Origin of the sequence: Qipengyuania proteolytica, assembly GCF_019711565.1 — a bacterium.
Classification (GTDB): domain Bacteria; phylum Pseudomonadota; class Alphaproteobacteria; order Sphingomonadales; family Sphingomonadaceae; genus Qipengyuania; species Qipengyuania proteolytica.
This window is the reverse complement of sequence record NZ_JAIGNN010000004.1, coordinates 1-25,244: the sequence shown is the minus strand read 5'-3', so window position 1 is coordinate 25,244 and position 25,244 is coordinate 1. Positions and strand designations below refer to the sequence as shown.

Below are 25,244 nucleotides of genomic sequence, written 5' to 3'. Positions count from 1 at the left end.
TATGACCGCCCCGATTTGCCGCGCGACGTGGTCGGGCTCATAGGCTCGCCAGCGGCATCAAAAAGCTTGCCCATGAGCGGGGCCCTGATCGTGCGGCGCTCGGCCGCAGATCGATGCCGCCGTACCTGAGCATCGAGCCTAGCCTGAACCTGCTCGAATAGCTCGGCATCAACAATGGCATCGTGCTCACCGTCATGGACCTGACCCTTATGAGTGATCTGGCCGAGGTAAACCCGGTTGCGCAGAAGGTGGAACAGCGCCCCGCGGCTGAACGGCAGTCCACCCATCCTGCGGCCCTTAGCGGTGATGTGGAACTTGGAGTGGATGCCGTTCGCCTCGAGGTCGCGTTGGAGCGCATGGACCGAACCCAGCTCTAGATAGCGCGTGAAGATATGCCTGACCCGGTCGGCCTCGTTCGCATTGACCTTGAGCGTGCGCGAACCGTCTGTCGGCGGATCATAGCCCAGCGGCGGAACGCCGCCCATCCACATGCCCCTGGCCTTGGAAGCTGCGATCTTGTCGCGGATGCGCTCGCCGGTCACCTCGCGCTCGAACTGCGCGAACGACAGGAGAACGTTGAGCATCAGCTTGCCCATCGAGCCGGTGGTATTGAACGACTGGGTTACCGAGACGAAGCTGCACTCGTGTTTTTCGAACACCTCGACGATGCGCGCGAAGTCGGCGAGGGAGCGGGTAAGACGGTCGATCTTGTAGACGACCACGATGTCGATCTTCCCCGCTTCGATGTCGGCGAGCAGCGCCTTGAGGCCGGGACGGTCGGTGTTGCCCCCTGAGAACCCGCCGTCATCGTAGCGATCGGGGAGCGCTTCCCAGCCTTCGCTGGTCTGGCTCAGTACGTAAGCTTCACAAGCCTCGCGCTGGGCGTCGAGACTGTTGAACGACTGGTCGAGACCTTCCTCGGAAGACTTGCGGGTGTAGATCGCGCAGCGCTTCTTCGCGGTGCCCATCAGCTGTCTCGTAGTCCGAAGAACCGCGGTCCGTTCCAGCGCGTCCCCGCGATTGCTGTTGCGGCAGCTGACAGACTGGGGAACAGCTGATCGTCCCAGCGGAACCCTTTCTCTTCGACCACCACCGTAACCTGGCGTCCCTTCCAGATGCGCGTCAGCCGCGCGCCGACGCCGAGGTGCTTGCCTTCGGGCTGGACCGGGCCGCTGCGTGCGAGCGCCTTGCGGGTCTCGGCATCGAGTCCGCCCATCGCCTGAGCCTGCACACGCCATGCGAGCAGCTGCCGCATGATCGGCTCGGAACGCAGCGTTGGAGGGTCGCCGTAGCGTCCCTTCCAGAATGCACGCAGGCCCTCAAGATCGAGCGCCTCGATCTCGGCGACGAGGGTCTCGACCGCCCTAGTCACCGCTGGGCTCCTCGATCCGGTAGCGGCGGGTGCCATCAATCTTCTCTGAGACGATGGTATGGCCGCGCTTTTTCATCGCACCTGCCATCGCGCCCCGCACCGAATGCTGCTGCCACCCGGTGGCCTTGGTCATATCGGCAATGCTTACGCCGGTCTTGCGCTTCAGGAGCTTCTCGAGCGTGTCGAGCTTGCTCACGGGCTTCGTGGTGTTAGCGTCAGTAGCGCTGGCTGCGGTATCGGTAGTTGTCATGTTGGTCTCCGGTTTGTGCGGAGGCCGGAATGGCCGCCGCTACCGGGACAAGCCCGAACGGGCCGGGCGCGCGGACACCAATGCTCTCAATGCGGAAACAGTCCAGTCGAATTATCATGCGGCGGAAGTGACACATTCTAGGAAGGGATAAGGTCCGCTTTGCGCCCTAACTTAGGACGTAGAGCGCGCACTGATTGACGTCCGAAAGCGGTCATTGGCGCTTATGTGGATCCGACCGCATAAACTTACCCCTGCCGAAATCAGAATGTTCGGTCAGATGTTGTTGGTGGGAACTTCTTGCAGCACCGCGGTCCCCAGTATGTCACCGGTCGGAGCATCGTGGGGTGCGCCCTCACGCGGCTCGATAGTCACCGCCATCGTCGCCCCGTCCTGCAGGAAGGATCGCAGCTCGGGAGAAAGTGTTACGGTGAGGCGTTCGCTATCCATGAGCCCGAGGGACCGAGGGATCCCGTCCTCAGGTATGATCCAAAGCTCTGGGCCGTATTCGGGTTGCTGAAGATCAGCGAGCCGCAGAGACAGTGTGCCCAAACTGGGGTTATACAGGGCGCTGAGAAGTGGGACCCCAGCCTCATCCTTGATTTGGGCGACATTGGCTGTCTGAGTTAGCAGTGCGGACCCCGCCGGAGCTGGCGCATCCTGATTTTGCATGGGATTGGTCACAGCCAGACCTAGCCCGACAGCCAGAAACAAAGACGCTGCGGTCGCGGTGAAGGCCCAGCTCCGCCAGAGATTGTTCGATCCTTGATCGTTGGAAATCGACAAAGTTTGGTTCGCATCGCGATTTTCCAACTGGTGCTCGATAGCCGAGAGTGCGCTGGCCGGTGCCTCGACGGGCTCGACATCCTCGAGCCAGCGATCGGTTTGTACCTGCCAGGCATTGACACGGCTTGCGAAGTCAGGATCCTCAAGTTGGCGACGCAAGGCTTCGGCGCGCTCCGTCCCTTCGAGCAGGCCCAGAGCCAGGCCGGCTGCCATGACTTCGAGGTCGTCGTGGGTAGGACGATCAGTCATCGCTCAGCTTCCGCCGAATTCTGAGCACTGTGCGGCGCACTCGGCTCTTGAAAGTAGCAACAGGCAAATCAAGGCGCTGTGCAGCCTCCGGGTAGCTCAGGCCTAGAAGAAAAATCGACTTCAATTCTTGTTCGCTTTCAGCGTCGAGATTGCTGACCGCTGCCCAAACCTGGTCTTCGCGGTCCATGGCTATGATACGCTCATCGGCGGCCGTCGCTTCACTTTCATGCAAATTTAGGTGTTCTTCGCCGACGTGATTATGCCTTGTACGAACCCTGTACCAGTCGATCGCTGCATTTCGCGCGATCGCCGCCATCCAGGCCAACGGCCTGCTACGTTCGGGATTATAGCTTTTGGCGCGGTCCCAAATCTTCAGGTATGATTCCTGCAATACGTCTTCGGCTGCCGCGTGGTCGCGCGTTACTGCGAGGCAGATTGCGAACAGCTTGTTGGCGGTTCTCGAGTACAAGCGCCGGAAAGCTTCCCTGTCGAGATCGGCCACCAAAACGATTTCTAGCGAGATCGCCTCGTTCTCCGAGAGATCTCTGCTGGTTTGATCAACCTGGGGTTGTGGAGGCTGAGGGGGGGGCACCCTTCATGCTTAGGGGGTTTCCCAGTAAAAAACAGACGAAACTCGCTCATCTGTCGTTCCGACCCTCCACATCATCCCGAAAATTTTTTCGAGCATGGGTGCATCGATAGCCGGCAAGCACTCGTCAACACTCTGAGAGTGCTTTCGCCGAAAGGCATTCGAGGGGTCCGCACGCGGCCCCGCTGGAGACCCTTTGGGTTGTATTGGGGAGATCGCAATGAAGCATTCAAAAGCCATACCTTTCGCACTGGGAGGGCTGTCGCTTGCGACTGCAGCTGTCCTCTTTGCGCCCGGGGTGGGAATTATCGCCGCCGACCATCTCGATCCGCCAGCAAGGACCGATCCCGCGGTGGACAGCACACCGGACCGCGCCGCTGACATTGCAGATGTGTATGCCTGGCATACCGATACCTCTGTGATAGTCGCGATGACCTTTGCAGGTCCTCAGGCAACCGACCAACCGGCGACTTACGACCCGGACGTACTTTACTCGATCAACGTGTCGAACAGCAGTCCGCGTACCACCACCGATATCCCGATCCGGTTTCGCTTCGGGACAGGTGCAATGGACCAGTTCGGCGTAAGGGTAAGCGGCCTTCCCGGGGTCACGGGGGCGATAGAAGGCTCGGTCGAGACGGCATTGGAGAAGGACGGTGTCAAGGTCTGGGCCGGTCTGTTTGACGATCCATTCTTTTTCGACCTCCAGGGGTTCAGAGACACGCTCAACACGGGAACTTTAAGCTTCGACTCTGAACGCGATTTCTTCGCCGGGCAGAACCTGACCGCCGTAGTTATCGAAATACCCAAGGACCGGATCGATACTGGCGCGCCGGTGGATGTCTGGGGCGCGACCGCGCGATTTGGAGGGCAGCTCTGATGAACACCACTAACCATCCTTCGCTTCGCCGCATCGCCATGGCGACTTCGATGGTTGCAAGCCTTGGCATGCTAGCCGCCTGTTTCGGCGGCGATGACGACGATCCAATCGCCATGCCTTCGCCGACGCCTTCTCCCACTCCGACGCCTTCTCCCACTCCCACGCCGACGTCTTACAATGTTCAAGCGTGTCTTGATCAGATGATCCCGGGAACCGGTGTTACGGTTGCGCAAGCAGTTGTTCCCGACACGCTTACGCTCGACTTGTCGGCAGCTTCCGGTTTCCCGAATGGCCGCAAGCTCGCCGATCCCGTGATTGACGTCACCTTGGCAGTCATTTTCCTCGACCTTTCGGTCAATGGTCCCGGGACGCTGGCGGGACTCCCGTTAAACCCGCCAGCGAACGATGTCGCGTTCAGCGACACGTTCCCTTACCTCGCAGGGCCGCAAGGCTCGCCGCCGGTAGCGGATAATAGCGGCACGATGTTTACCTTTAGAAGTGATTCCGCATCGAGCTATGTGAGGGTTGACCGGATGGGAATGCCGGCGGTCTCGACCGCATTGATCCCTTCTGATCGCAAAAACGCCTATAACGACGCCGGCCCTGTCACCGACGCCAACGGCAATTTCGTGCCCGACCTCGCAGCAACACTGACAGGGCTGACCAATGCGCTCGCGGACGATCTCACCGGAGCCGGACTGACCCCTTGCGCGGTTCCTGAGTAGTTCGAGCAGTGGCGGGCGGGCGCCGCTCGTCCGCCATATAATCTGTAGTCACCACCGGAGCAAAAGGTGAAGACTGGACATGCGTGATGCGTTGAGAAACTCTCGCTATGTGATCTTGCCCATTGCCGCCGTTGCCCTTCTTACTGGCGCCGAATGGTTGATCAATGACACGGCAGAAGCGCCCGTAACTGCTGCCGAATGGGAAAGCCCCGGCTTTGGACCGGCTTCCTATTCTGCAGCCATGGCACGATCGGACTCGGACCTCTCTCTCGGCAACGAGCGGGTTTCGAAGGGGCCGGATGAATGGCTGCGGTACGAGAGCCTGGCTCGGATGTATCTCCACCGCTCGCATCTCAGCTTTACCTACGACGAGCTTTCTCTGGCGGGTGAAGCGCTGGAGCGGGCCAAGCTTCTCGCGCCGACCGACTCCGGACCCTCGTTGACCGATGCCGCGTTCGCTCAGATGTCTCATCAACTTGGCCGCGCCGAAAGCTCGCTGGCCGCTCTGGATGGAGCTGTAGTCCGAAACGATCCGGCGATCCTTGCGGAAAGTGCAAGCCTTAAGGGCGATGTCGCTTTTTATCGCGGAGACTTGGTACGCGCTGGAGCTTTGTACAATCAGGCGGCGAAATATGGCTCGAATGCTGGTGTCGCGTATCGTCATGCCATTCTGGCCAAATCGCAGGGCAGGTTCGAGAGCGCGATAAACCATTTTTCGGACGCGATCCCCGATCCGAGAATGACCACCCCCCTCGCAAGTGCGAGCGCGGCGATGCAAATTGGCGGGGTGGAACTCGCAAGAGGCAACTACCGAAACGCGAGGACGTGGTTCGAGACGGCGAACCGGCAATTCTCTGGTTTCTGGTTCATCGAAGCCCATCTTGCGCAAGCAAAGGCACTGGAAGGCGATCTGGCCGGCGCCATCAAAGATATGGAGGCCGTGGCGCGCCGTGCCCCCGCGGGCGAGGTTCTGGATGCGCTAGCGATGCTGCTTCGCACCGATGGCCAGGCGCGCGAAAGCCGGCTCTGGGCGGACAGAGCCTCTGAAATCTGGGACAAGCGGCTCGATCAGCTTCCTGAAGCTGCCTTCGGGCATGCGGTAGAACACGAACTCGTTTTCGGTTCGCCCGACAAGGCGCTCGATCTCGCGAAACGCAATTTCGACGCGCGGCCCTTTGGAAGCTCCCGCATCCTTCTGGCCTCTGCATACTTGTCGAACGGAGCTTTCGAAGAAGCAATCGAACAGCTGACCCTCGCTGAAAAGTCAGGATGGCGAAGCGCACCGCTGTACGCACTGCTGGCGCAAGCTCACGAATTGTCGAGCAGGCCAGCCGAGGCAGAAAAAGCGCGCAAGGCGGCCGTGGCACTCAACCCCAGAATCTTCGAACCCGAAACCCCACTGATCTGGTTGTCGCACGGATGACTGATCGCCTGAACTTCTGGCTGAAGCCTTTCTTAGCCGCCTTGATAGCCATACTCGCTTCACCTTTGGCTGCGCATTCCACTCCCAATTCCGAAGTTCGGTTGACGGTCTCCGAAGACAAGGTTGTTGCCGATATCATCGTTCCGCAAGGCGAATACGCGTTCGGGACTGGCAATTCAGTCGATGGAAGTCCCAGGTCAATACGCCTGGCACGCCGATATCTGGCCGCCCGTATCGACGTCGCGACCCCCGGCGGAAAGTCATGGACCGTTTCCATGGGGACAGTCGAATTCGTCCAGACCGACGGTCCACCCGATCTCCATGCCGTGGCGTATCTGGTGCCACCTGCGGGGGCTGAGGTATCCCAATTTACAATCGACTGGCAGGTTCTGATCGACGAGCTGCCCGGACATTTTGCCCTTTTCCTGCACGTTGCAGAGGCGGCGGGTGCCAATAGCACCGTTATCGGTGCCCTGCGGAAAGGCACGCGCCCGTTGGCGGTCAACATTACCGAACAGAGCGCGCTGACTCCCCTCACTGCCGCGATACGTCTTGGCGCGCATCATATCTTGGAAGGCTACGACCACCTGCTGTTTCTGCTCGTGCTTCTGCTTCCGGCACCGCTTCTCGCTCAGGCCGAAGCTTGGGGAGGAAATCGATCGACGCGTGGTACCGTGGTCAAGCTGGCGCAGATCATCACCGCATTCACAATCGGCCATAGCCTCACCTTGATCGCCGCTACATTCGGAAACTGGTCGCTGCCGACGGCACCGGTCGAAGTTGCCATCGCCGTATCGGTCTTTGTCTCGGCCATGCATGCGGCTCGTCCGATCCTACCCGGAAAAGAGCCAATCATTGCGCTTGTTTTCGGCCTCGTTCACGGACTGGCATTCGCAACACTGGTACAGGAAGCGCAGGCTGGTATGGCAAGCAGCGCGCTGACACTTCTAGGCTTCAATCTCGGCATAGAGCTGGTGCAGCTCGCGATCGTCGGTGCGGTAATTCCATCGCTGCTCGTCCTGTCCCGCTATCGCCTATACGCGGGTCTTCGGCAGGCGCTGGCCTATCTCGGGATCGCAGCGGCGACGGCATGGATTATTCACCGCGCAACCGGCCTTGCTGAGGGCATTGTTGTGACGATGGAAGCTGCAATGAGCCAAGCTGCATGGCTGGTAGTCGCGGTTTCGATACTCGCAATTGGTTTGGTTGTCCGGAAACACTTCATCGGTATGCGAAGTGACATTTCCATGCATGGCCCTGCGGCATGATCCACCATAAAAATCTGCCCCCCGAAACATCGACTTGTCTTTGCCCCAATTGCGGCTGTAACTTACGCCAGTTCGACAACTTCCCATATGGCAATATTACGATCGATAGGCCCGGAGAGATACACTTCGAGGGCCACCAGTTGCGCTTGCCGAAAAGCCAGCATTTGATCTTGGAGGCCCTCGTTCAGGCGAGAGGACGGGGACTTACACGGTCTCTTCTGGCAACGGTATTGGGAGGTGATATTTTCGATCAATCCATCTCGAAATACATCGAGCGTCTCCGCACCAGCTTTTGCAAGGTCAAACCCGATTTCGATCAGATCGTCTCGATGCGGGGTTTTTGCGCATATCACTGGGATTATCGACCTTCGCGCCGGTGAAGCTGGTAGAAGGCTGAGAAATCAAGAAGCGAACCTTTCTTGTTTTAGGAATGGGCTTCTCGACAGCAATGCGCCCCCGTATCGGTCGTACACGATCCTGCGGTCGGTCTCCAAAAGCTGCCGGTCGTCGGGATGACTGTCACCAATCGGTCCAGTCCGAGTTCGAAAGGTATTATTCGTCCAACGTGACCTCGTCACGGATACCAGGCTCGACCGGTCGCTCGAGCGCCTTTTCGGCCTCCTCCAAGAGTTCCGGGGTCAGGTCGGTAGTCCGTGCCGGGAGAGGGGTGCCATCGCCCATCTCACCATTGGTCTCGATGTCTTCGATAAGCATCTTCATCTCGGCGATTTCCTTGACCTGCGCTTCGATGATTGAATCTGCGAGCTTGCGCACACGCGGATCGGTGATCTCGGCTCTCGAACTGGTCAGAACGGCGATCGAGTGATGCGGGATCATCGCTGCCATGTATTCTTCATCGTTGACGGTCGCCTGGCTGCGGACCAACCAGAGCGCCACCGCGAACGTCAGGGCACCGACGGCCAGGATGATGAAGTTCTTGGTCTTGTCCTTGTACATGCCCCACATGAAGAGAAGCATGACGATCATCATCATGCCGCCCATGACGAAGGTCATCCAGAAGCGCGTCTCGCTCCAGAACACGTGATCGAGCTCGTACGTATTTAGATACATCAGGCCGAACATGATTGCGGTCGAAGTCGCCACCATCGCCATGAAGCGCCAGTAATTGCCCCCACCGCCGTGGTGCTGCTGGTGATCCGTGTGTTGGTTGTCGGCCATTCAATCCTCCTGTTGGCTCATGGTCTTGTATACGTACTGGGCAGTGCAGCTGATCAGGATGAAACCCGTCAGCGACGCAATGCCCGCAATCACCCTCAGGTGATCGGTCGGATAAATGTCGCCCAAGCCCACTGTCGTCACGGTGATCAAGGCGAAGTAATAGTAATCCATGGCCGACATGGCCGGTTCCTTGGCAAACCCGCCAAGCCCTAGCGACGCGGCCCAGGCAAATCCGACTGCAAACACCACAGCAACCAGCATGTGGCTGATGAGGACGAGCAGAGATCCTCCAGTCAGTCTCAAGCCGGCTGGGGTCACGCCAGGAGGCGACACCCTCTTCGCAAGTCGCAACGTGGCCAAGTGCAAGGTCAGTGACACCAGGAAGAGTGCTATTCCGATTGCCGTTGCCGCGATCATTTCTGACCTTCGGTCAATGTCGGAAGCTTTAGCCCTCGCAGCCGCAAGGCATTGGCTATGACCGAGACCGACGAAAGACTCATCGCCGCGGCTGCGATCATCGGATTGAGGAGGAGACCGAAGGCAGGGAACAGGACGCCAGCTGCTACAGGGATACCGAGCGTGTTGTATCCAAAGGCAAACACTAGGTTCTGGCGGATGTTCCGCATAGTGGCACGCGACAGGACGATGGCTTGGAGCACACCGGTCAGGTCTCCGCGAACCAGCGTAACACCGGCGCTCTCGATCGCGACATCGGTACCGGTGCCCATCGCGATGCCGACGTCCGCAGCTGCCAGTGCAGGCGCGTCGTTGATGCCGTCCCCGGCCATCGCGACGCGCTTGCCTGAAGCCTTGAGAGCCTCGACCTTGCGATGCTTGTCTTCCGGCGAGACGTTGGCTTCGACCTCGTCGATACCGATCTGGCGCGCGACGGCTTCGGCAGTGGCGCGGCTATCCCCTGTGAGCATCACCACGTCGATTCCGCGCTGATGCAGCGCCCGGATCGCCGCAGCGCTGGTCGACTTGATCGGGTCGGCGACCGCGATAAGTCCCGTCGGTGCGCCATCGATGGCGACGAACATTACCGTCTGGCCCTGTGCGCGGCCCGCCTCTGCCGAGCCGAGCCATTCCGGATCCTCGATACCCAGCCGACGCATGAGTTTCTCGTTACCGATAGCGACCTTGCGCGATCCCACGCGCGCCTCGACTCCCTCACCGGTGGTAGACAAAAGATCCGTCGCAGGTTGGAACGTCACTCCTCGGGCCTTGGCGCCTTCCACGATAGCATGGGCGAGAGGATGTTCGCTTCCTGCTTCGACCGCTGCGACGGCGGAAAGAAAATCCGTTTCATCAAGACCATCGCGAGGCGTCACCGCGACCAGATCGGGCTTGCCCATGGTTAGCGTGCCGGTCTTGTCGACCACCAGCGTGTCGATCTTTTCCAGCGTCTCGAGCGCCTCAGCGTTGCGAATAAGGATGCCGTGCTGGGCGCCCTTGCCGGTGCCGGTCATGATCGACATCGGCGTGGCTAGTCCTAGCGCGCAAGGACAGGCGATGATGAGCACCGCAATCGCGTTGACCAGTGCATAGGCCAGCGCCGGAAAAGCCCCCCAGATGGCCCAGGCAATGAAAGTAATAACCGCTATGACGACCACTGCAGGCACGAACCAGGCCGCGACCTGGTCGGCTAGGCGCTGGATCGGTGCTCGGCTGCGCTGCGCCTCGGCAACCATCTGGACGATCTTGGACAGCATCGTGTCCTTACCGACTGCGCCCGCGCGCATCAGAAAGCCGCCTGTCTGGTTGACCGTTCCGCCGATCACTTGGTCGCCGACCTTCTTGGAAACCGGCAGCGGCTCGCCGCTGATCATGGATTCGTCGATTGTGCTCGCGCCCTCGGTAACCTCGCCATCGACCGGTACCTTGTCACCCGGGCGGACGCGGAGCAGGTCACCGCTCGCCAAATGGTCGAGCGACACTTCGCGCTCGTCGCCGGTCCCGAATATCTTGACCGCTGTCGGCGGCGCGAGTTCTAGGAGCGCACGCAGCGCGCTCGATGTCGAGCCGCGCGCCCTGAGTTCAAGCACTTGGCCGAGCAGGACAAGTGTGGTGATGACCGCCGCCGCCTCGTAATAGACACCGACGTGGCCAGAGTGATCGCGGAAGGCGGGCGGGAATATATGGGGCAGGAGCGTCGCGACGAGGCTGAACAGATACGCAATCGCCACACCGAAACCAATCAGTGTGAACATGTTGAGATTGAGCGTCTTGATGGATTGCCACGCCCGCACGAAGAAAGGCCAGCCACCCCACAGCACCACCGGTGTAGCGAGAAACAGTTGGGCCCATTGAGCACTTGCCGGCTCAATCAGCCGGTCGAAGCTGATTCCGGGCACCATGTCGCTCATCGCGTAGACGAACAACGGTAAGGTGAAGAGCGTGCTGACCCAGAAGCGCCGCGTCATGTCGACGAGTTCGGGATCGGGTCCATCCTCTAGGCTGACCGTCTCGGGCTCCAGCGCCATACCGCAGATGGGGCAGCTTCCCGGTCCTACCTGGCGGATCTCGGGATGCATGGGACAGGTATAGATCGTCCCTTCGGGAACGTCCTCAACCTGATTGAGATGCGCGCCCGAAAGATAGTGCTCCGGGGCGGCTACGAACTTGTCCTTGCACCGCGCCGAACAGAAGTAGTGGGTCGCACCATCCTGCTCGGCGACATGTGTGGCGCCCTCGATCGTAACACTCATGCCGCAGACGGGATCGATCGCGCTGCCTTCCCCTCTCGCATCCTCCGTGTGGTGGGTATCGCAACAGCTCATAGTCGGCCTCCTCTGCGTGGCAGGAGTGTGTGATCGAGATCAGGGATAGGACGCGAAAACCTCACGGCGGCCATTGCCGAAAGCGATGACCTGATAGGGCTGGGTCCGTCCCCCGGCTTCCATACCTGGCGAGCCGAGCGGCATACCTGCGACCGCCAGACCCTGGACCCATTCGGGCCTTTCAGCGAGCAGGCGCTCGACGTCAGCTGAAGGCACATGACCTTCTATCACATAGCCGTCCGCGATCATCGTATGGCACGAACGCAAGTCATCCGGCACGCCGTGCTCAGTCTTTACCGACGCCATGTCGGGGTGATCGACCGTCTCGACCTCCCGCTTTTCACCGTGGCGCATATGCGCTGCCCAGGCTTCGCAGCATCCGCAACTGGGATCGCGGTAAATGGTGAAGTTCGCAGCCTGAGCAGCGCCTGTGCATGCTACGAGAAGTGCAGTGCCGAGCACGGGCAGAAAGGGGCGGCGGGTCTTGTTTCCATTTGAGTTCATCAGTCGTGTTCCATGGCTTTCATGTCCTCTTCCGACATTTTCGACATGTCGTGCCCGGCATGAGGATCCGCAGCGGCCGTCGCAGTCGAGGTAGGTGCAGGTGTCGCCGCAGGGGCAGGGCTGGCCTTGCTTGCTGAAGCAGTGGGTGCAGAACTTGGCGAAGGAGCCTGGGCAGGAATGGCAACCGGCTCATCCGTTGCGGGAGTTGTCGCAACTTCTGGCTCGGTCGGAGCCGGAGTGGCGATCGTCGTCTCAGCCGCCGGCGCTCCATCATCTACCGGCGTAGCGGGATCACCACATGCTGCAAGCGCCAATAGGCAGGAAGGCACTACAAACAACTTTCCAGCGAATGCGAGGGTAACGGGACGCATGAGAGGTTCCTTTAGAGCTTAAGATGATTGAGACCGTGGGCGAGCTCACCACCCATGAAGCCTTGAATAATGAGCAATGCGGCAATCGGAAAAAGCAAAGCGCGAAGAGCAGCCCGCGAACCTGAAGCGCGGTAAGCAATCCAGGCTGCTGCAATGCCCAGGACAGCGATCAGCATACCGTTCCAGCGGTGGACTTGCATGACGGTATCGCCGCCGAACCACAGGCCGGTGTGTATCCACCCGAACAGGGCGGCCAAAACACCTCCCGCAGCGCCGCCAAAGATCATGATCCTTACGGCCGCTTCACGTTCGGGCGTACGGTGGGACATAACGAACAGCTCGGTAAGCGCAGCCATCATGAAGAGAGCAATCGGAAAGTGGACCGTTGCCGGATGCAGGCTCTTGAGAACGCCGATGATACCTTCGCTCTCAACCTGCTCGTCATCGTGGCTTTCCACGGCTTCATTCGAAATCGCGGCGCTTCCCGTTGCTTCCATATCGTGCCCGGGCTGAGCATGGGCGGCCTCGCTTGCCGCTGGACGCGTCTCTTCGCCGCCGTGCTTTTCGTCGCCGTGTGCGAAGGTAACTGCTGCCGAGAGGAGTAGGGCCAGGCTGGCGAAAAAGCGGAAAATGGAAGTCACCGCTTTGCCTTCTCGAACAGGTCGACCAGCTCGCCGAACTTCTGTTTCTGCTCGTCAGCGTCACCGCTGGCAATCGCATCAGCCACACAGCACGCAGCATGCCGCTTGAGTATCTCGCTCTCGGCCCGACCCAGCGCAGCCTTTACTGCCTGCACCTGATTGAGGACGTCGATACAGTAGCGATCGTCTTCGATCATCTGCGCGACGCCGCGCACCTGTCCTTCGATCCTGCGAAGACGATTGACGATGCGGGAACCATCGGTTGCTGACACGTTTAGAACTCCTTCTGGCGCAATACCCAGGGGGGTATCTTGCAATACTCCTGGGGGGTATATATGACAGGGGCCAAAGGAGTTGCAAGACCCATGTCCGAATTGCTGGTTTCACGTCGACGACTGTTAGGGGCTGGAGTGCTGGCCGCAGGTGCATTGGCCCTGCCTGCCTGGGCGCGCGGTGCCGATCTGCACAATGGGGCGATCCGCGCCGGTTTCGACGAAGTGTCGGGCCGCGATATTGCCCTGACGATCGGCGAAGGGCCTCGCGTTGTTCAGGGGCGTCGCGGACACGCGATCGCTGTTAACGGCAGCGTGCCGGGCCCGCTGGTTCGCCTCAAGGAAGGTCAGCCGGTTCGGCTCGCGGTCACGAACACGCTCGACGAAGACAGCTCGATCCACTGGCACGGGCTGCTTCTGCCATTCCAGTACGACGGCGTGCCGGGTGTCAGCTTTCCCGGCATCAAGCCTGGAGAGACCTTCGTCTATGACATTCCCGCGCTGCGACAGAGCGGAACCTACTGGTGGCATAGTCACTCGGGCCTGCAGGAGCAGGCCGGGCACTATGGCCCGATCGTGGTCGAACCCGCCGGGGCGGACCCCGTGCAAGCGGACCGCGACTATGTTCTACTCCTGAGCGACTTCACGCCTCTTCACCCCCATACGATCATGGACAAGCTGAAGAAGGGCGAAGGCTACTTCAATTACCAGCAGAATACTTGGACCGACGACTATCCGCTGTCGGGCGAGGACCGCCGGATGTGGGCGCGTATGCGCATGATGGCGACCGACATCCTGGACGTTACGGGCTCGACCTACACCTATCTCGCCAATGGGCGGGGACCGGAAGAAGGTCTGGAATTTCTCTTCAATCCCGGCGAACGGGTGCGGCTGCGTATCATCAACGGCAGCGCCATGACCTTCTTCAACGTCCGTATTCCCGGGGTCAAGTTCTCGGTGGTCGGTGCCGACGGCCAGAACGTGCGCCCGGTCGAAGTCGAGGAATTCCAGATCGGCACGGCCGAGACTTACGATATTATTGTCGAGCCGACTGGCGAAGCACGCACGATCGTGGCCGAAAGCATGGACCGCTCAGGCATGGCTGTAGCGACCTTGGCATCCCGCCCCGGTGCGCGGGCAAGTGTACCGCCCCTACGCGACCCCCCGCTGCTGACGATGGCGGACATGGGCATGAACCACGGGGCGGGCGGAATGGATCATTCCGGTGGCGACATGGCCGGGATGGACCATTCGGCCATGGGCCACGACATGTCATCTCAAGGTGCTGCTGCCGAACCGATGGCGGGCATGGACATGGGCGGCATGAATATGCGTGACACGTCCAAACTGCCTCCCGACGTAAAGGTCGGCCCCGGTATCGATATGGTATCGATGAACCCGGTCGATCGCATGGGCGACCCGGGCATTGGCCTCGACAAGGTTCCCCACAAGGTTCTGACCTACAAGGACCTGGTTGCGCTAGCGCCGAATGACGATTTGCGCCGTCCGTCCAGGCAGATGGAAATCCATCTGACCGGCAACATGGAACGCTACATGTGGTCGTTCGACGGGAAAAAGTTCAGTGCCGTTAGCGACGATCCGATCCGCTTCGCCTACAACGAACGTGTCCGGGTGAAGCTGGTCAATGACACCATGATGGCGCACCCGATCCATTTGCACGGTCATTTCTTCGAACTGGTCAACGGTGCACCTGCCGATCGCCAGCCGCAGAAGCATACCGTTATCGTGCAGCCCGGTGGCAGCGCCACCTTCGACCTCACCGCCGATGAGGAGGGCGACTGGGCCTTCCACTGCCACCTGCTCTATCACATGCACTCTGGCATGTTTCAGATCGTGACCGTCGCGCCGCGGGGCAACCAGCCCGATGTGAAGCGGGTGGGAGAAGACTGATGCGCCTGCTCGTCGCCATGCTCTTCGCGAGCGCCGCCGCACCCGCCAACGCACAGGACCATTCGGGCCACGCGATGCCGGTCGAGCAAGCACCTGTCCAGACCGAATGCGAAAAAGAGGCCGAACGCCACCGCGCTATGGGCCATCCGGTGCCTGAGGGGGCGTGTGCGCCCAAATCGCAACCAGCTGAACCTGCGCAGGACGGTCCCGCCGACGGCCATACCGGCATGGACCATTCCCAGATGGACCATAGTCAGATGCAGGGCATGGACCACTCCACCATGGATCATTCCAAGATGGAAGGCATGGACCATTCCGCGATGGGCCATGAAAAGACACAGTTGCCCGCGCAGACGCCTATGGACCACGGAGCGATGGGGCACGGTACGATGGACATGACGCCCATTCCGGAAGGGCCGCCTCCGGCTGCGGCAGGATCGGGTCCGCCTCGTGCCGCCGATGCGATCTGGGGAGCTGATGCGATGCGCGCCTCGCGAAATGCCCTTCGCACTGAGAACGGCGGCATGAAAGTGTTCTGGTTCCAGGGCGACCGCGCTGAATATCGCGCGCGAGAAGATAGTGATGGCTATCTGTGGGACGTGCAGGTCTACTACGGTGGCGATACAGACAAGTTCTGGTTCAAGAGCGAGGGCGAAGGCACTTTCGGCGAACAGGTGGAGTCCGCCGAGATACAGGGACTTTGGAGCCACGCGATCGGACCGTGGTGGGATCTTCAGGTTGGCGTTCGGCAGGATCTGACCGGTCCCGAGCGCACCCATGCCGTCATCGGTGTCCAGGGATTGGCGCCCTATACTTTTGAAGTCGATGCAGCCGCCTTTCTGTCGAACAAGGGCGACCTGACTGCCAGTGTAGAAGCCGAGCTTGACCAGCGCATCACGCAGCGCCTTCTCCTGCAACCGCGGGCTGAGGTAAGTCTTTCTGCTCAGGACATTCCCGAGCTCGGCATCGGTGCGGGCCTGGATTCGGTCGAGCTGGGGTTGCGCCTCCGTTACGAAATCGCTCGCGAGTTCGCCCCGTACATCGGGGTGGAGCAGGAATGGAAAGTTGGCCAGAGCGCCGACTATGCACGCCTCGCAGGGGAAGATCCCAGCGTGACGAACTACGTCGTCGGCGTCCGATTCTGGTTCTAAAGAAGGGATTACAATGAAGTTTGTATATTTTGCGGCTTCGGCTGCAGCCGCACTCGCTGCAGTGCCTGTTGCGGCTCTAGCTCAGCACGCCGATCACGCTGATCATTCGGCACACGACACACACGGCGATGTCCAGGACGGGCCCGTGCAAGATGCGCAAGAAACGCTCGTCGCTTATCGGGACGCGTTGGTCGCGCGAGACGAGGCCGCCATGAGAGCGCTGTTCGCAGACGATTCCATGGTTTTCGAGAACGGCAAAGCTGAAGGCTCCTTTGCGCAATACATGGAGCATCATCTCGGCCCCGAACTGGGCGAGATCACCGAGTTCACATTCACCAATCCGACGGTGAATGTCCGGATGGTCGGACATGTAGCGTTTGGCCATGAAACCTATCGATACCGGATCGCCCTAAAGGATGGCCGCGTGATCGAGCGTGACGGGGTCGCCACGTCGGTCCTGACCCATGAGGATGGGGCATGGAAAATCGTTCAGTATCACTCCTCGTCCCGCGCCCCGCGTCCGAACTGATCAGGCAGTCGATTTTAAAATGGCAATTCAACGGTCGCGTAAGCTTCGGCTGCATATCTTCGGTAGCAAAGTCCACAAATGGCTGGCCGTCTTCGTAGGCGTGCAAGCCCTGTTGTGGATGGCCACCGGCACACTCATGTCTTATCTGAAGCTCGAGCACGTACGCTCCGAGCATGTCATCTCGCGCGAGCCTGCGCCATTGATCTCTGACGCGGCACTGCCCGCATGGGCGTCAAATGGCGGAAATCTGGTCTCGGTCACGACGAAAATGGTCAACGCTAGACCGATGGTGGAAATGCGCCGTTTGGACGGCAGCACAAGCCTTCATGACCCTTCCACCGGACGGCTCCTCTCGCCTCTCTCGCGCGAGACTGCAGAGGCGATTGCCTTGCGCGCTTGGTCAGGGCCGAAGACTACCGTTGAGGCGGCCACCCCTGTTGCGAAGCCTGTAGGCACCGAATTCAGCGGTCCTTTTCCGGCGTGGCAGGTTCAATTCGGTGATCCGGATGCAACGCGTCTCTATATCGACGCTTCCAATGGCGCCGTATTGGCCGCGAGAAGCGACACGTGGCGCTTCTTCGATTTCATCTGGGGGCTCCACATCATGGATTGGAACGAGAGGCATCGGATCAATAGCTGGTGGTTGCTATTGTTCGGCATTGGCGGGACCGTCATTTCTGTCTCGGGCTTCGTGCTCCTGGCCAACCGTTTTCCTAAAGTACGACGACCTCGCACAAAACGAACGTAACTGGATGGGTCGGACTAGTTTAAGGAAGGGCGTGCACTACTCGTAAGTTGAAGAGGCGTCAGCCGATCCATGCCTGGCTCTCAAACAGTCAGGCCGGAGCGGATGGAGGCTTTGGGCAGGTACGCGCAAGCCTAGTGCTGGTCCGCTGCATCAGATCGCAACTGCGGGATCGCTTCCCTGAGAACTCGAATTGCCGACCGAAAGATAATCACTGCCATCACCCCGCCGATCGCGATGTCCGGCCAAGGTGAGGAGGTTAGCGCGACTGCGCCCGCCGCGATGAGGACGCCAACGTTCGAGATCACGTCATTGCGCGAGCACTCGAATGTGCTCGCCATGTTCACATCCTGCCGCCTGAATCTCCAAAGCAGCGAAAGACAAACCACATTTGCGACGAGTGCCATTCCGCCGAAAACGAGCATCAATGTCGATGATGGGGGAACTCCTGTGCTGAGCTTGATCGCTATATTCACCAGGATGCTGATACCTAGCAATAGGATCAGAATACCTTTGAAGACAGCCGCGCCAGCTTTCCAGCGGTCGCCTCGCGAGAGGGCATACAAGCTAACGCCATAAACCAAGGCGTCTCCCAACATGTCGGTCGCATCCGCCATGAGGGCAGTCGACCCAGCAATCACCCCGGCCGCGAACTCAACGAAGAACATCACAGCGTTGATCAGGAGCACTATGATCAGGACACGTCGCTGGTCTGCTTGTCTTGCAAGCTTCTCCAGCTCGGTTCCCTTTGATGAACAGCAATCGCTCGACATGGAGTTTAAATGGTCGGTTCGTTCAACAGCCGCAACCGGCTCGCTTACCGTGAGGCAGCTTTTCCCTTTGTTAGGCTTATAGCAGACTGTCGGCTGACGGCCCCTTTGCAGACGCTCGGTTCAAGCCAACTTTAGGGACAGCTTTGGGGCCGATTGCGGACTGACCGGAGTTGGCTCTGGAAATGCCCAAAGCGGACATCGGAATTGTAGAGCCTCGGATCGACTTAATTCGCCGACTCTACTGGGCTCAGGAACTTCGTCGAGCGACTGCTGAATTTACCCCTCCAGAAAGACCAGCTCGCAAGGAGACCCAACAGCACAAGAGCCAACCCGGCAAAGGTCATTGCGATCCGCCATAGGAATCCGCCAACCTTGGCGGCATGTATCGGGTAGAGCTTCTCGACAACGGTAGAAGCTGCATCACCCATCGCCGGATCATCCTTGGCAACGATGGATCCTCCTTCCGGCGAGACCCATGCGTAGCTTCGACCGTTGGGGGTCCACTCAAAGTCCTGGCGGAAGCGAATGGCAATGGGTTCGCCGGGCGCGGCGGGCATCATCAATCGACGGGCGGCAGCCGAAGGATAGGCTGATTGAGCGTTGGCTATGACAACTGCCCAATCGGTACTTTCGCTGACTGACGCGAGGTCACTCGGAAGTTCAGGCTTGGCATCGGCATTAGCGATCGGTGAAAGCAACACGGAAGAGATCGCCGGAAACACCATCATTGTGCCCGTGGCTGCTGCGATGAGCAGCAAGGGCGATCCTACTACTCCCAGATCGCGATGATGCCTGACGATTGCGCTAGCCGTATAGCGCGCCGGCCATAAGCGGAACCGGAAGGTCTTTCTAGTACGCCACCACAGGATCGCCCCTGTGATGGTGAACGCCAACAGGATGACACCCAAAACACCGGTAATGGTTTTTCCAAACTCACCCATTAGCAGATAGTGATGCAGGTCGAACAACCACAGTTCGGGCCGCTCCCAGATCCCCGACCAGCGATCGATAACGGTCCCATCTTGTGCGATGTAAGCACCGCTCCCGTCCAAATAGATTGCCTGGTGTAATCCGATCTCTTCGCTAGCAAACGTGATGCGGGACAGCCCGGGCGCGGTCTCAACGGCAACTTCAATCGCCTTGGCCAGTTCGGCCGGACTGCTGGCCGGTGCGTCATTGGCACCGTCCAGCAGGATCCAGCTGTCTTCCCATAGGAGAACTGTGCCGGACAGTCCGATCACAGCCAGAACCAAGCCGACCAGGCCGCCTGTCCAGCGATGCAGAAGCGAGAGAAGTTTCATCAGAATTCGCTGCGCAAGCTCAAGGTAAAAGTGCGCCCGCGGCCGGAGAAGAAGCGGCTGTTGTCCGTCACACGGACCGTATCGCTATCATAGGTGACGTAGAACTTGTCGGTCAGGTTCTGGGCGGCCAGCGAAACTTCTCCGAAGTCCGCACGATACGAAACGAATGCATCGAGCAGCGTGTAGCCTTCGAAATCGGTAGCCGTCGAAGCGTCGTTGAACTCGCGCTCGAGATACATGCGCGCCTGCGCCCGAGCGCTAAAGCGTCCCGAGGTGTAATCGGCTGCCAAATTCACGCGGTCGGGAGAAATGTTCGCGCCGTCGAGGTCCTCGTCGATGAGGCCATCGTCGTCGGCATCGGTCTGCCCTTCAAGCGCCGCGTAGCCCCCGCTAAGCGAAAGCCCGGTAATCGGGGTCTGCCATGCGAGACTTGCCTCGAAGCCTTGGATCTCGATCGGCTGGCGCTCGACCTCGAATACATCGTTGCGCAGGACGAGAAGCGATCCAAAATCGCTCGACGACCAGAAGTAGCTGGCCGATGCCTTGATAGCGCCACGATCCCATTCGAGCCCCAGCTCGCGGTTGTTCGAGACCACCGGCTCGAGAGAAAGGAAGTCGTCGACGTCGACCCCCGGCTGGGTGATCCCTCGCAGGATACGGCCAACGTCAGCGATGGTGAAACCTTCGGCATAGCTTCCGTAAGCCCGGAGCCCGTCGATCGGCTCGATGATAACACCGCCGTTTAAGAGCACGTCGTCGAACGATGGTGAGCCACCTTCGACATCCACGGATCCGTAGCTGGCGAGCGTCGTGAAATCGCCAACATTGAGTTCGACATTCTCGTAGCGAAGACCGCCTGCCAGACGCAATAGTCCATCAGCCAAGGCCAGATTGCCCTGGAGGAAGGGAGCCAGGCTCCGGAAATCGCTTTGAGGTACCCAAACGCGATCGGTTTGCACGAGAGACTGCGCCGTTCGGTCAAAGAGCGCATCAAAACCGGCTATCAGCACTAGGTCTTCAAAACCCGGAAGTGCACGTTCGTAGCTTACCTTCGCGCCGAGTTTGCGCGACCGGTTGGCCGATTGATCGAAGAGGGTGCCGCTGGGATCGATGGCTGGATCCTGAAATGTCCCGAACACCCCGCCACCGAAGACGTCGCTGGTGCGGCTATAGAAGCCCTGCAACACGAAGGTGCCGCCGGCGAGGTCGGGATCGGTCAATGAAGCAGAAACAAGCTCGGCAGTGTTCGAAGGCGGCGCGCCCGGCGTTTCGCCACGTTCACTGGTCGATGGAATGTTGGCTGAGCGATCGCCGGAAACGGAAACGTAATTGGCATTGCCTTCGAGTTCGAACCGGTTTGCGACGACTTCAAAACGGGCGCCGTTCGCGAGATCGTAGCCGAGGCGACCGAAGACCGACCAACTGTCGCTGTCCTGGATTTCACCTTGGGTGCCATCGACCCCAATACGATTTCCCGACCCATCGAAGAACGCTCCGCGCTTCTCGAGCGTGGCACCAAAGCTGGCGTCGAGCGATCCGGCACGATAGCCGACCAACGCGCCTGTTTTCGCACCAATACCTTCGCCATCGAGGCCATCGGGAAGTGTTACCTGCGAGAGGGTACGGAAGGAGACACCGTCTTCGCGGGGAGCGCCGACTGTCACTTGGTTCACCACACCACCAGTGGCCCCGATACCCTGAAGCGCGTTCGAGCCGTAAATGACTTCAACGCGATCGATGAAGAACGGGTCGATCGTGTAGCCGTCGCGCGAACCATCGCGAACGGGCGTCGACTGGGGAATGCCGTTGATCGCATAAAGCGGCGCACGGCCGCGCAGACTTTCCCCTGCCCCTGATAGTTTCTCCCGGGTCGGAGAGAAGGACGGCAACAGCGCGGAGACTGCGTCGACCGTCGAGCCAGAAACTAGGACCTGCCTTTCGAGCGCTTCGCGATCGATAATGTCTACGGTCAGTGGTAGCGCGCTAGCCGGAAGCTGAGTTCGGGCCGCGGTTACGACGATGGTATCCTCGCCATCCGTTTCGGACGATGCCGTCCCTGGAACATCGGTGGTTTGAGCAAAAGCGGGCGAAAGCGGAGTCAGCGCAAGCGCGCCAACCAGATAGCGGTACATTCAAAGCTCCCTTGAGGTTTGCCGCCGCCTAACCTTCCTGCGATTAATTCGCAATAGCAATCTTGAGACTTCACTGGAGAGGGCGCGCTTGCCGTCAGTGATGTCGGTTGAGGGGCCGAAAACCGACTGGCAGCTTTCAGTGGGGGAAACTCGAAAAGCTGCCTATCAATTGGCCGAAGGTTTTCAGATTTTACCAGTCAGCAATTTGCTTCCATTGGCACGCGTCCGGGTTAGCAAGCTCGATCACACGGCTCTGCTAGTCCCACGAGATCACACCATCCGCCGAACGCCAGCTCGCTGGCCGGATCATCTTTTCGTGTGCGATACGGACTGACCTGATCTCCGCCTCAATCTCTCGTCGCCAATGTGCAAGGAAATCGAACAGCACCGGAAAATCCGGTGCTGCGTCGTATTCCTGCCAGGCAAAGATCTGCACGAGCGAGGGGTGATCCGGCATGAAATAGCAGATTTCTGCCGTGGTGAGTCCGTACCCCTCCAGTTGAACTAGGAAAGCTCGATCGGTCATTGCAGCGTTGGCTGGCTGCCCAGGCCTTCGAGCGAGCGCAGCGCCGCGAAAACATCATCAACGGAAACCGGACTTTTGAGTTCGGGGGGCTGGCGCATCGCCGGCTGGTTTTCGACGGTATGCCGATCGGACGCCCAGGAAGCCAGGATGGCTCGCTTCACTTCGGGCTCAAGCGAGGGATGATGCGCTACATCGAATGGATGCAAATATCGTGCGAATGGTTGCGACATAGGAAAATCCTCCTTTCTGCCTTGCCGCGGGTCACTCACTGCGGATTGCTCCGCTCGACGTATTTTGTGAGTCGATTTCAGACGGTCAAGACCCTGATAAGGTCTCCGGAAAGCGCCCATTGGCAGTCGCAATCGGCGAGTGCCAAAAAATTTGATTTGGACCTCTTGAAGCCGTTTCCAGCAAAACTAGATCGCGAAATGCCTCCTGCCGATCATCCGGGGGAGGCGCTGTAAGTCATTTCGCTTTGTAATGGAGGTTATGCATGCATTTCCGACCCTTGCACGATCGCGTGCTGGTTCGCCGTATCGAGGCCGAAGAAAAGACGGCCGGCGGCATTATCATCCCTGACACCGCCAAGGAAAAGCCGATGGAAGGCGAAGTCGTCGCCGTTGGCCCGGGTGCGCGTGACGATGCCGGGAAGCTGGTGGAACTCGCCGTCAAGGCGGGCGACCGCATCCTGTTCGGCAAGTGGTCCGGCACCGAAGTGCGGATCGACGGCGAGGACCTGCTCATCATGAAGGAGGGCGACATCCTCGGCATCATCGAAACCACCGCCGAGCTCAAAAAGGCGGCGTAAGCAACCAACCCGATCTTCGGTTCAATCGAAAGAAGAGAAAGGAGCAGGCCAGATGGCTGCGAAAGAAGTAAAGTTTGCGTCGGATGCGCGCGATCGCATGCTCCGCGGCGTGGATACGCTTGCAAATGCGGTCAAGGTAACTCTCGGCCCCAAGGGCCGCAACGTGGTGATCGAGAAGAGCTTCGGTGCCCCTCGTATCACCAAGGATGGAGTCACTGTCGCCAAGGAAATCGAACTCAAGGACAAGTTCGAAAACATGGGCGCACAGATGCTGCGCGAAGTCGCCAGCAAGCAGAACGACAAGGCGGGTGACGGCACCACCACCGCCACCGTTCTTGCCCAGGCCATCGTGCGCGAAGGTGCCAAGGCGGTTGCTGCCGGCATGAACCCGATGGACCTGAAGCGCGGTATCGACCTCGCCGTCAGCACCGTGGTCAAGGACCTCGAGAGCCATGCTAAGAAGGTGTCGGCTAACAGCGAAATCGCGCAGGTCGCAACCATTTCCGCCAATGGCGACGAAACCGTCGGGCGCATCCTTGCCGAAGCGATGGAGAAGGTCGGCAATGAAGGCGTGATCACGGTCGAGGAAGCCAAGAGCCTCGAAACCGAACTCGAAACGGTCGAGGGCATGCAGTTCGATCGCGGCTATCTCTCGCCCTACTTCGTGACCAACGCCGAAAAGCTGAAGGTGGAACTCGAGGATCCCTATATCCTCATCCATGAGAAGAAGCTGTCGAACCTGCAGGCTCTGATTCCGCTGCTCGAACAGGTGGTGCAGTCGGGCAAGCCGTTGCTGATCATCGCGGAGGATGTCGAAGGCGAAGCCCTGGCAACCCTGGTGGTCAACAAACTGCGCGGCGGCCTCAAGGTCGCGGCGGTCAAGGCACCTGGCTTCGGCGATCGCCGCAAGGCCATGCTGGAGGATATTGCCATCCTCACCGCCGGCAATGTGGTCAGCGAGGAACTCGGCACCAAGCTGGAAAATGTCACGATCGGCATGCTCGGCCGGGCCAAGAAGGTCATCATCGACAAGGACAACACCACCATCGTCGATGGTGCCGGTAACAAGGCCGACATCGACGCCCGGGTAAGTCAGATCCGCGCCCAGATCGAGACCACGACCAGCGACTACGACCGTGAAAAGCTGCAGGAACGCGTGGCCAAGCTGGCTGGCGGCGTTGCCGTCATCCGCGTCGGCGGTGCCACCGAAGTCGAGGTCAAGGAGCGCAAGGATCGTGTCGACGACGCGCTGCACGCAACTCGTGCGGCCGTCGAGGAAGGCATCCTGCCGGGTGGGGGTATCGCCTTGCTCCGCGCGCTCAAGTCGCTCGAAGGCCTTAAGGCCGCCAATGACGACCAGCAGTCGGGTATCGACATTGTGCGCCGTGCGCTGCGCGCCCCGGCTCGCCAGATTGCCGAGAACGCGGGCGAGGACGGTGCCTATATCGTCGGCAAGCTGCTCGAAGGCGACGACTACAACCACGGCTTCAACGCCGCGACCGGCGAATATGAAGACCTGGTGAAGTCGGGTGTCATCGATCCGGCAAAGGTCGTGCGCACCGCGCTGCAGGATGCGGCTTCGGTCGCCTCGCTGCTTATCACCACCGAGGCGCTGGTGGCCGAACTGCCCAAGGAAGACACGCCCGCACCGATGCCGGCGATGGACTTCTAACGGGTGAGGAGAGCGCGGTATCACACCGCGCTCTCCCATCCTCCCGCGCACGCCTGGCGGCAGTGCTGCTCGGGTGCCTGCTGAGCAAGGTAAGATTGGCGTTCAACCCCAACTCAGACGTCGGATAGACAGCTCCAGCTTCTTGGAAGCGGACCTTCGGCTTTCAGGTCATTCGAGGCTGGCCTCCAATGGCCGAAACGAGGGCGCAAAGCTGCCGTTCTTTCCAAGACAATTTGCGATGCGACTGACAGCACCGCCACCCACCCCCAGCACTTGTCTCTGGTTTCAGGGCCGCTCGCAACTCGCGGATAACAGGCAGTTTTTCACCGCCCGATCCGTAACGCCCGCATCATTCTTGCGGTCTCTGGGGCCGTTTCAGGGGCCGTTTGGGAGGCCCGTCTCTTGGCTTG

Annotated in this window: 26 protein-coding genes; 10 read left to right on the top strand and 16 right to left on the bottom strand. The window is 59.8% G+C overall.

What is annotated here, in order from left to right; translation table 11 throughout:
• The 5 genes from K3172_RS15295 to K3172_RS15275 all read right to left on the bottom strand — a co-directional run.
• On the bottom strand, positions 1–968 hold a 968-nt coding region (locus K3172_RS15295; RefSeq protein ID WP_221591586.1), incomplete at its 3' end, for a recombinase family protein.
• The gene (locus K3172_RS15290) at positions 968–1,372 is read right to left on the bottom strand and encodes a DUF2924 domain-containing protein (RefSeq protein ID WP_221591584.1); all 405 of its coding nucleotides are present in this window, start codon (positions 1,370–1,372) and stop codon (positions 968–970) included. The genes K3172_RS15295 and K3172_RS15290, both read right to left, overlap by 1 nt.
• Complete coding sequence (locus K3172_RS15285) at positions 1,365–1,622, bottom strand: DUF3489 domain-containing protein (RefSeq protein ID WP_221591582.1); 258 nt, start codon at positions 1,620–1,622, stop codon at positions 1,365–1,367. Before K3172_RS15285 ends, K3172_RS15290 begins: the two co-directional genes overlap by 8 nt.
• Before the next feature lie 273 nt (positions 1,623–1,895).
• Complete coding sequence (locus K3172_RS15280; RefSeq protein ID WP_221591580.1) at positions 1,896–2,654, bottom strand: anti-sigma factor; 759 nt, start codon at positions 2,652–2,654, stop codon at positions 1,896–1,898.
• The gene (locus K3172_RS15275; protein ID WP_221591578.1) at positions 2,647–3,156 is read right to left on the bottom strand and encodes an RNA polymerase sigma factor; all 510 of its coding nucleotides are present in this window, start codon (positions 3,154–3,156) and stop codon (positions 2,647–2,649) included. The genes K3172_RS15280 and K3172_RS15275 overlap by 8 nt, the downstream gene beginning before the upstream one ends.
• Positions 3,157–3,463: 307 nt before the next feature.
• Here K3172_RS15275 and K3172_RS15270 point away from each other — a divergent pair, with 307 nt between their 5' ends.
• From K3172_RS15270 to K3172_RS15255, 4 genes are all read left to right on the top strand, one after another.
• On the top strand, positions 3,464–4,123 hold the full coding sequence (locus K3172_RS15270; protein WP_221591577.1) for a DUF4331 family protein: 660 nt from the start codon (positions 3,464–3,466) through the stop codon (positions 4,121–4,123).
• Positions 4,123–4,848, top strand: coding sequence for a DUF4331 family protein (locus K3172_RS15265; RefSeq protein ID WP_221591575.1), 726 nt, complete (start codon positions 4,123–4,125; stop codon positions 4,846–4,848). The genes K3172_RS15270 and K3172_RS15265 overlap by 1 nt, the downstream gene beginning before the upstream one ends.
• A gap of 79 nt (positions 4,849–4,927) precedes the next feature.
• Positions 4,928–6,271, top strand: coding sequence for a tetratricopeptide repeat protein (locus K3172_RS15260; protein ID WP_221591573.1), 1,344 nt, complete (start codon positions 4,928–4,930; stop codon positions 6,269–6,271).
• A complete protein-coding gene (locus tag K3172_RS15255; RefSeq protein WP_221591571.1) occupies positions 6,268–7,539 on the top strand; it encodes a HupE/UreJ family protein in 1,272 nt (423 codons plus the stop codon). Before K3172_RS15260 ends, K3172_RS15255 begins: the two co-directional genes overlap by 4 nt.
• A gap of 552 nt (positions 7,540–8,091) precedes the next feature.
• Here the strand turns inward: K3172_RS15255 and K3172_RS15250 are convergent.
• From K3172_RS15250 to K3172_RS15225, 6 genes are all read right to left on the bottom strand, one after another.
• Positions 8,092–8,718, bottom strand: coding sequence for a DUF305 domain-containing protein (locus K3172_RS15250; protein WP_221591569.1), 627 nt, complete (start codon positions 8,716–8,718; stop codon positions 8,092–8,094).
• On the bottom strand, positions 8,719–8,979 hold the full coding sequence (locus K3172_RS15605) for an ion channel (RefSeq protein WP_007013480.1): 261 nt from the start codon (positions 8,977–8,979) through the stop codon (positions 8,719–8,721).
• 152 nt (positions 8,980–9,131) lie between these two features.
• Positions 9,132–11,498, bottom strand: coding sequence for a heavy metal translocating P-type ATPase (locus K3172_RS15240; RefSeq protein ID WP_221591567.1), 2,367 nt, complete (start codon positions 11,496–11,498; stop codon positions 9,132–9,134).
• Positions 11,499–11,537: 39 nt separating this feature from the next.
• A complete protein-coding gene (locus K3172_RS15235; protein ID WP_221591566.1) occupies positions 11,538–12,002 on the bottom strand; it encodes a DUF411 domain-containing protein in 465 nt (154 codons plus the stop codon).
• Positions 12,003–12,384: 382 nt separating this feature from the next.
• The gene (locus tag K3172_RS15230; protein WP_345725676.1) at positions 12,385–13,014 is read right to left on the bottom strand and encodes a DUF2231 domain-containing protein; all 630 of its coding nucleotides are present in this window, start codon (positions 13,012–13,014) and stop codon (positions 12,385–12,387) included.
• Positions 13,011–13,286, bottom strand: a complete 276-nt coding sequence (locus K3172_RS15225) for a metal-sensitive transcriptional regulator (RefSeq protein ID WP_221591565.1) — start codon at positions 13,284–13,286, stop codon at positions 13,011–13,013. Before K3172_RS15225 ends, K3172_RS15230 begins: the two co-directional genes overlap by 4 nt.
• Before the next feature lie 93 nt (positions 13,287–13,379).
• Here K3172_RS15225 and K3172_RS15220 point away from each other — a divergent pair, with 93 nt between their 5' ends.
• Genes K3172_RS15220 through K3172_RS15205 form a run of 4 tightly spaced genes read left to right on the top strand, consistent with a single transcriptional unit; the run spans position 13,380 to position 17,625 of the window.
• Positions 13,380–15,197 carry a copper resistance system multicopper oxidase gene (locus tag K3172_RS15220; protein ID WP_221591564.1) on the top strand — a complete coding sequence of 606 codons (1,818 nt, stop codon included), beginning with the start codon at positions 13,380–13,382 and terminating at the stop codon, positions 15,195–15,197.
• Positions 15,197–16,348, top strand: coding sequence for a copper resistance protein B (locus tag K3172_RS15215; RefSeq protein WP_221591563.1), 1,152 nt, complete (start codon positions 15,197–15,199; stop codon positions 16,346–16,348). Before K3172_RS15220 ends, K3172_RS15215 begins: the two co-directional genes overlap by 1 nt.
• A gap of 13 nt (positions 16,349–16,361) precedes the next feature.
• A complete protein-coding gene (locus K3172_RS15210) occupies positions 16,362–16,877 on the top strand; it encodes a YybH family protein (RefSeq protein ID WP_221591562.1) in 516 nt (171 codons plus the stop codon).
• 19 nt (positions 16,878–16,896) lie between these two features.
• Complete coding sequence (locus tag K3172_RS15205; protein WP_221591561.1) at positions 16,897–17,625, top strand: PepSY domain-containing protein; 729 nt, start codon at positions 16,897–16,899, stop codon at positions 17,623–17,625.
• A 131-nt stretch (positions 17,626–17,756) separates the two neighbouring features.
• Here K3172_RS15205 and K3172_RS15200 read toward each other — a convergent pair whose 3' ends face one another.
• The 5 genes from K3172_RS15200 to K3172_RS15600 all read right to left on the bottom strand — a co-directional run bounded on the left by K3172_RS15200 (position 17,757) and on the right by K3172_RS15600 (position 22,584).
• Positions 17,757–18,395: a cation diffusion facilitator family transporter gene (locus tag K3172_RS15200; protein WP_221591558.1), complete on the bottom strand. Its 639-nt coding sequence runs from the start codon at positions 18,393–18,395 to the stop codon at positions 17,757–17,759.
• A 224-nt stretch (positions 18,396–18,619) separates the two neighbouring features.
• Positions 18,620–19,696 carry a PepSY-associated TM helix domain-containing protein gene (locus tag K3172_RS15195; protein ID WP_221591557.1) on the bottom strand — a complete coding sequence of 359 codons (1,077 nt, stop codon included), beginning with the start codon at positions 19,694–19,696 and terminating at the stop codon, positions 18,620–18,622.
• Positions 19,696–21,828, bottom strand: coding sequence for a TonB-dependent receptor (locus K3172_RS15190; RefSeq protein ID WP_221591555.1), 2,133 nt, complete (start codon positions 21,826–21,828; stop codon positions 19,696–19,698). Before K3172_RS15190 ends, K3172_RS15195 begins: the two co-directional genes overlap by 1 nt.
• A gap of 256 nt (positions 21,829–22,084) precedes the next feature.
• Complete coding sequence (locus K3172_RS15185; protein ID WP_221591553.1) at positions 22,085–22,354, bottom strand: usg protein; 270 nt, start codon at positions 22,352–22,354, stop codon at positions 22,085–22,087.
• Positions 22,351–22,584: a hypothetical protein gene (locus tag K3172_RS15600; protein ID WP_247718280.1), complete on the bottom strand. Its 234-nt coding sequence runs from the start codon at positions 22,582–22,584 to the stop codon at positions 22,351–22,353. Before K3172_RS15600 ends, K3172_RS15185 begins: the two co-directional genes overlap by 4 nt.
• 263 nt (positions 22,585–22,847) lie before the next feature.
• Here K3172_RS15600 and groES point away from each other — a divergent pair, with 263 nt between their 5' ends.
• Both groES and groL read left to right on the top strand, forming a co-directional pair.
• Positions 22,848–23,162 (top strand): co-chaperone GroES, encoded by a 315-nt coding sequence (gene groES / locus K3172_RS15175; protein ID WP_221591549.1) that lies wholly within the window; start codon positions 22,848–22,850, stop codon positions 23,160–23,162.
• 52 nt (positions 23,163–23,214) lie between these two features.
• Positions 23,215–24,834, top strand: coding sequence for a chaperonin GroEL (groL, locus tag K3172_RS15170; RefSeq protein ID WP_221591547.1), 1,620 nt, complete (start codon positions 23,215–23,217; stop codon positions 24,832–24,834).
• The last annotated feature ends 410 nt before the right edge of the window (positions 24,835–25,244 follow it).